Consider the following 5,178-nt stretch of genomic DNA (forward strand, 5'->3'; position numbering starts at 1 on the left):
TTGCGTTATATCCAGCCAGATTTCGTTCACGTATTCGCAGCTGGAAAAGTTGTCGAACAAGGTGGGCCAGAGCTTGCTGAAAAGCTTGAAGCTAATGGTTATGCGGAGTACGTAGGCGCTTAAGAATGACTTTCGATGCTCTCGCGATTCGTAAGGATTTTCCGATCTTTGATCGGAGAATCCGCGATGGCAAGCGACTTGTCTACCTAGATTCCGGTGCAACAAGCCAGAAGCCACAGGTTGTCATTGACGCAGAGCTCGATTTTTATCGCCTACACAACGCTGCAGTACATAGAGGTGCTCATCAGTTAGCAGAAGAAGCTACTGATATCTATGAAGGTGCCCGAGAAATCGTCGCACAGTTCATAGGTGCATCTTCCGATGAAGTTGTCTTCACAAAGAGCGCGACCGAATCACTCAACCTCATCGCCTACGCGATGGGAAATGCCGTTCAGGGAAATCGTTTTCACCTTAGCGCTGGCGATGGAATCGTAGTTACTGAGATGGAACATCATGCAAATCTCATTCCTTGGCAGCAGCTTGCATCTCGAACCGGAGCAACTCTCTCTTGGTTTGATGTCACGCCAGAAGGTCGCCTCGATTTATCTGCGATAGATTCAATCATCACCGAGAGGACGAAAGTTGTTACATTGACGCATCAGTCCAACGTTCTCGGAACAATCAACCCTCTGGACGCAATTGTGGCGCGTGCGCATGAGGTCGGTGCAGTCGTTGTGCTCGACGCTTGCCAATCCGTGCCTCACATGGCAATTGATGTCGCACAACTAGGCGTTGACTTTCTTGTCTTCTCGGGCCATAAGGCTGTAGGTCCGACGGGAGTTGGTGTGATGTGGGGGAGAGGCGAACTTCTTGCCGAGCTTCCTCCATTTCTCACCGGCGGTTCAATGATTGAAACTGTCACGATGACGGGTGCAACGTGGGCACCAGCGCCACGCAAGTTTGAAGCAGGCGTACCTAACATGGCGCAGGCGGCAGGACTTGGCGCAGCGCTTGCCTATCTCGAGCGCATCGGTATGGATGCAATCCATGCTCATGAGCTCTCACTGACCAAGTACCTTCTCGAGCAATTTGCACACGTTGATGGATTAACAGTTGTGGGACCGACGAGTACGCAATCTCGCGGCGGATCAGTCTCATTTACATTCGGCGATATTCATCCACATGACTTAGGTCAATTCTTAGATAACCAAGGAATCGCAGTCCGCACAGGGCATCACTGCGCATGGCCTCTCAACCGCAAAATGGGAGTGGCTGCAACTACACGCGCTTCTCTCTATCTCTACAACACTCAAGAGGATTGCGATGCACTCGTTGCCGGAATTCTCGATGCACAGAAATACTTTGGTCGATAATGCAGCTCGATAACCTCTATCAAGAAGTGATTCTTGATCACTATAAGAATCCCCAGAATAAGCACCTCAAGTCAGATAACGATGCGCAGGTGCACCACGTCAATCCAAGTTGTGGTGATGAGGTAACTCTTGGAGTAAAGCTCGATGGTGACAAAATCCTTTCTATCAATTGGGAGGGCGTGGGATGTTCAATCTCCCAGGCAAGTACTTCCATCATGAGCGATCTCCTCGCAGGAAAATCGCTAGCAGAGGCGAATGCGATATCAGAGGATTTCTTGCATTTAATGCAGAGTAAGGGATCTGGCGAAGGGAATGCAGATGTGCTCGAGGATGCTGTAGCGCTAGCCGGAGTATCAAAGTACCCAGCGCGAATTAAATGTGCGCTTCTGGGTTGGATGGCCTTTAAAGATGCTTCTGTGCAGGCGCACAGTAAGGAAGAGAAGTAGGATACGGATATGACTGCACAAGTTGACGATGTAACTGAGGCGATGAAGGATGTCGTTGACCCAGAGCTAGGTATCAACGTTGTTGACCTCGGCCTTATCTATGATGCAATGGTCGATGAAAATAATATTGCCGTTCTCAACATGACTCTTACATCTGCAGCATGCCCACTTCAGGATGTGATTGAAGATCAAACTCGTCAAGCACTTGCCCCACTCGTCGATGATGTACGAATCAACTGGGTGTGGATGCCACCTTGGGGTCCTGACAAAATCACCGATGATGGACGTGAACAACTTCGCGCACTCGGCTTTACTGTCTAAGTAACCCTCAATGAGCCAGCATGCAGTGTGGATGGCGATGCGGTCAATGACCGCAGACCCATCAGTTAAATCTCAAAGGCTCAAACCAGGCACACTTAAACGCATCATCGGATACGCATCTCCTTACAAGCAACAGATCCTCTTCTTTCTGATTACAGTCATCATTGATGCAATCTTAATTATCAGTACACCGTTGATTCTTCGTAAGTTAATCGACGAAGCCGTTATTCCTAAGAATGCTGCCCTCGTGACACAGCTGGCACTCGCTGTTGGCGGACTTGCAGTTCTGGATGCTCTCTTTAACCTCATTGGTCGTTGGTTCTCTGCACGCATTGGTGAAGGCTTAATCTTTGATTTGCGCACTCAGCTCTTCTCTCACGTGCAGCGACAATCCGTTGCCTTTTTCACTCGTACACAGACTGGCGCCCTGATTTCGCGCCTCAATTCAGATGTGATGGGTGCACAGCAGGCATTTACTTCCACGTTGTCGAGTGTTGTAAGCAATGGCTTTACTCTTATTCTTGTAGCCGGCACGATGTTTGTCCTCTCGTGGCAAATCACCGTCATTGCTCTAGTACTGCTCCCACTCTTCATTTATCCCACTAAATGGGTAGGCCGCAAGATTCAACAGTTGACCCGTGAATCATTTGATCTCAATGCAAAGATGTCGAGCACAATGACTGAGCGCTTCAATGTATCGGGAGCAATACTCGTATCTCTCTACGGCGAACCCGAGAAAGAAGCAAAACTCTTCTCCGCTCGTGCTCGTAAAGTTGCTGATATTGGCATTCACATGGGGATGCTCAACAGACTCTTCTTCACCTCGTTGACCAGCGTAGCCGCAGTTGCAACTGCTGTTGCATATGGCTTCGGTGGACATATGGCAATCAATGGTTCGATCTCAGTAGGAACACTTCTTGCTCTAACTGCACTGTTGGCCCGCCTCTATGGTCCGCTCACTGCGCTCTCAAATGTCCGCGTAGAAGTTATGACTTCTCTCGTTTCTTTTGAGAGAATCTTTGAGGTACTCGATCTCCACCCAATGGTGAAAGAGAAGCCTGGAGCTATTGAGCTTCACCCAGGAAGTGCAGAGATTGTTGTCAATGACATTCACTTTAGTTACCCCACAGCAGATGAAATCTCGCTTGCATCTCTCGAGTCCGTAGCCAAGAAAGAGCTTGTTGAGAGCGGAGAAATTCTCAAAGGTATCTCATTCACCGCTAAGGCCGGAACCCTCACTGCCATCGTCGGACCGTCGGGTGCCGGAAAGACGACACTTTCTGCGCTCATGCCTCGCCTCTACGATGTCACATCCGGCTCTATCTCTATTAATGGAAGAGATATCCGCGACTTCACTCTTCAATCTCTCCGTGATCAGATCGGAGTAGTTGCACAAGATCCGCATCTCTTCCATGAAACTATCGCTGAAAATTTACGCTATGCAAAGAGTGATGCCACAGATTCCGAACTCATCGCAGCATGTAAGTCAGCGCAAATTTGGAACCTCATCGAAAGTCTCCCTAATGGGTTGGACACTATGGTGGGGGAGCGAGGTCATCGTTTATCTGGCGGAGAGAAGCAGCGCTTGGCAATTGCGCGCATGCTTCTTAAGGCCCCTGCCATTGTGATTCTTGATGAAGCTACTGCTCATTTGGATTCAGAGAATGAAGAGTTAGTACAGGAGGCGCTGAAGACTGCGCTCGTAGGTAGAACATCTCTCGTGATTGCTCATCGTTTAAGCACCGTGATGGATGCAGATCAGATTCTTGTAGTCAGCGATGGCAAGATTGTTGAACGAGGTACTCACCTAGAATTGATGAAAGCCTCTGGTCTTTACTCAGATCTTTTCTCGAGACAAGACCTCACGACGAATTAAGAAACGCCCATATACAACCAGCCCTGCGAAGATCACCCATTGCAAGGCATATGCAAAGTGAGGGCCGTCAGATAGTTCGGGAACTTCTGCAGTTACGGCAGGTGTGAGTTCTGGTTGGCTACCTGAAATTAAATCAAGGTAAAAATCAGATTGAATCCCTGTTTGGATATTGCTCGATTGAGCATTCGCTTCAGAAATTAAGCCATTACTCTTGCCGCTCGGAATCGCAAAGAAGTTGCCCTGAGGTAGCGACGTATCAAGGCGAATTCGTCCAACAATCGTGACTTCACCATCGGGCAAAGCAGGAATATCGGGCCGTTCTGTTGCAGTGGCTCCAGCTTGAATCCATCCTCGATCGACCCAGAACTTCTCGTCAGCCATTGATGTGAAAGCGGTCAGAATCTCAAATCCATATTTTCCTTCAAAGTAATGATTCCGCAGCAGAATTTGTCGTCCAGGGTCGAAGGATCCGGTAACGGAAACTCTCTGCCACTCGTTCTCTTCCGGCCTTCCGGAAACGCTCGCTAGAGGCTTAACAGGCAAATCAATATGTGACGCTATCTGTGCATTGCGATCGTGGCGAGCTATGCCTCGGTGGAGTTGCCACTGAGCTGCCCATAAACATCCAGCGATCAGAAGGAGTGCAAAAAGGGTTTTAAGGAGTGAATAACTTTCTTTCTTATTCAATTCCGCGTGGCCTCTTACTTAAGATATTTGCACCAGGTATGACAGTTTCGCGACCGGCGTTAGCGATAACAACAGCGATATACGGCAAGAACATGGCACCGACAAGTGCGAACCATCGATATGGACTTGGAAGCGCCACAGTCAGCAAGAAACAGATGGTGCGGATAATCATTGAGATCAGATATCTCTTCTGCCGAGAGGCAAGATCGTTCTTCAGGCTCTTCGGGGCAGAGGTAATAGAGAAACTCTCAGGGCTCGCTTTGGGGCTCTTCTTGGAGGGTTTCATGAGGTAAGAGTATGAGGCGCGAGAGATAAAGGCACACTGAAAATCGTACTTACGCGGAAGTAACGGGTAAGTTTCCTCTCATGAGCGAGAACTCTTCAATTGCCTTAGTCACTGGTGGGAATAGAGGCATCGGCCTAGCTATTGCACAATCCCTCAAAGAGGCGGGCCATCGCGTAGTCATTACCTATC

At 48.9% G+C, this 5,178-nt stretch carries 6 protein-coding genes and 1 pseudogene; 5 read left to right on the forward strand and 2 right to left on the reverse strand.

The window, feature by feature from the left end; all coding sequences use genetic code 11:
- From sufC to ACKOVI_RS03610, 5 genes and pseudogenes are all read left to right on the forward strand, one after another.
- Positions 1-123 (forward strand): annotated as a pseudogene (sufC, locus tag ACKOVI_RS03590) (Fe-S cluster assembly ATPase SufC); the annotation flags it as partial.
- Between the two features lie 2 nt (positions 124-125).
- The gene (locus tag ACKOVI_RS03595) at positions 126-1,373 is read left to right on the forward strand and encodes a cysteine desulfurase (protein ID WP_509602660.1); all 1,248 of its coding nucleotides are present in this window, start codon (positions 126-128) and stop codon (positions 1,371-1,373) included.
- Positions 1,373-1,819: a Fe-S cluster assembly sulfur transfer protein SufU gene (gene sufU, locus ACKOVI_RS03600; protein WP_509602662.1), complete on the forward strand. Its 447-nt coding sequence runs from the start codon at positions 1,373-1,375 to the stop codon at positions 1,817-1,819. Before ACKOVI_RS03595 ends, sufU begins: the two co-directional genes overlap by 1 nt.
- A 9-nt stretch (positions 1,820-1,828) precedes the next feature.
- The gene (locus ACKOVI_RS03605) at positions 1,829-2,140 is read left to right on the forward strand and encodes a metal-sulfur cluster assembly factor (RefSeq protein ID WP_509602663.1); all 312 of its coding nucleotides are present in this window, start codon (positions 1,829-1,831) and stop codon (positions 2,138-2,140) included.
- Positions 2,141-2,150: 10 nt separating this feature from the next.
- Positions 2,151-4,016 (forward strand): ABC transporter ATP-binding protein, encoded by a 1,866-nt coding sequence (locus ACKOVI_RS03610; protein ID WP_509602664.1) that lies wholly within the window; start codon positions 2,151-2,153, stop codon positions 4,014-4,016.
- Here ACKOVI_RS03610 and ACKOVI_RS03615 read toward each other — a convergent pair.
- Positions 3,978-4,703: an SURF1 family protein gene (locus tag ACKOVI_RS03615; protein WP_509602666.1), complete on the reverse strand. Its 726-nt coding sequence runs from the start codon at positions 4,701-4,703 to the stop codon at positions 3,978-3,980. The two genes, ACKOVI_RS03610 and ACKOVI_RS03615, sit on opposite strands and share 39 nt — an antisense overlap.
- Positions 4,696-4,989 carry a DUF3099 domain-containing protein gene (locus ACKOVI_RS03620; RefSeq protein ID WP_509602667.1) on the reverse strand — a complete coding sequence of 98 codons (294 nt, stop codon included), beginning with the start codon at positions 4,987-4,989 and terminating at the stop codon, positions 4,696-4,698. The genes ACKOVI_RS03615 and ACKOVI_RS03620 overlap by 8 nt, the downstream gene beginning before the upstream one ends.
- Positions 4,990-5,178: the final 189 nt, after the last annotated feature.

This window comes from Candidatus Planktophila sp. (assembly GCF_046070465.1).
GTDB lineage: Bacteria > Actinomycetota > Actinomycetes > Nanopelagicales > Nanopelagicaceae > Planktophila.

Bases quoted from the DNA above. Each gene is read 5' to 3' on its own strand.
- ACKOVI_RS03595 (WP_509602660.1), top strand. From the start codon at position 126: ATGACTTTCGATGCTCTCGCGATTCGTAAGGATTTTCCGATCTTTGAT.
- sufU (WP_509602662.1), top strand. From the start codon at position 1,373: ATGCAGCTCGATAACCTCTATCAAGAAGTGATTCTTGATCACTATAAG.
- ACKOVI_RS03605 (WP_509602663.1), top strand. From the start codon at position 1,829: ATGACTGCACAAGTTGACGATGTAACTGAGGCGATGAAGGATGTCGTT.
- ACKOVI_RS03610 (WP_509602664.1), top strand. From the start codon at position 2,151: ATGAGCCAGCATGCAGTGTGGATGGCGATGCGGTCAATGACCGCAGAC.
- ACKOVI_RS03620 (WP_509602667.1), bottom strand. From the start codon at position 4,989: ATGAAACCCTCCAAGAAGAGCCCCAAAGCGAGCCCTGAGAGTTTCTCT.